This window comes from Vibrio sp. D173a (assembly GCF_030248475.1).
Genome location: NZ_JAHGAH010000903.1, coordinates 1 through 612 on the forward strand (window position 1 = coordinate 1; position 612 = coordinate 612).

A 612-nucleotide genomic window follows, 5' to 3' on the forward strand; every position below is an offset into this window, starting at 1 on the left:
TAAGAAATAAGTTGAAAAGGAACAACTTCAACCTCTGCCTTATATTAGGAACGCGCATAAAAGGAGACGAAACTACGCGATTTATAAACAAACTGCTTGAGCCTGTGGGGTCGGCCACCCACCCTGGAGAAGTGGCAGCCTAAGCTCGTTAATCTGGTTTCATGAACCATGCATTCAATACCAGAGTAACGAATAGATTTACCCTAGATTGGGTACTATCGGATTGAGTGATCCGAACGTTTTTCAATGGCTTGAATTAGTGCTGAGTGATCCCAACCTTCACCTCCCATATCAGCACACTCACCAAACAGCTGTTGAGTTTCTATTGGTTTGCTTAGAAGAGAGTACGCTACAGTGTAACGAGCAGATAGAACTGTTTACTAAAGCAATGAGCCAACACTCTTGGCCTAACGATTTAAACGTCACAACATCTGTTGCGTAGTGCGATTAAGCGTGCAGACAAGGCTCTATATCAAGCGAAAGAACAAGGCCGCGACCGTATCGTCTATCTATAACCTCTACACTTGTCCAAGATTACCTCCCAAGTTGCCAATCATTACAATCAAACCTTCTTTAGACAGCATATTCAAAGTCTATTCTAAGTAAGTCTCT

2 pseudogenes are annotated in these 612 nt (G+C 42.6%); one reads left to right on the forward strand and one right to left on the reverse strand.

What is annotated here, in order from left to right:
* Window positions 1–215 precede the first annotated feature (215 nt).
* A pseudogene (locus KIV40_RS30135) lies at window positions 216–317 on the reverse strand (2-hydroxy-3-oxopropionate reductase); the annotation flags it as partial.
* Here KIV40_RS30135 and KIV40_RS30140 point away from each other — a divergent pair.
* Window positions 317–515, forward strand: a pseudogene (locus KIV40_RS30140) (GGDEF domain-containing protein); the annotation flags it as partial. The pseudogenes KIV40_RS30135 and KIV40_RS30140 overlap by 1 nt on opposite strands.
* Window positions 516–612: the final 97 nt, after the last annotated feature.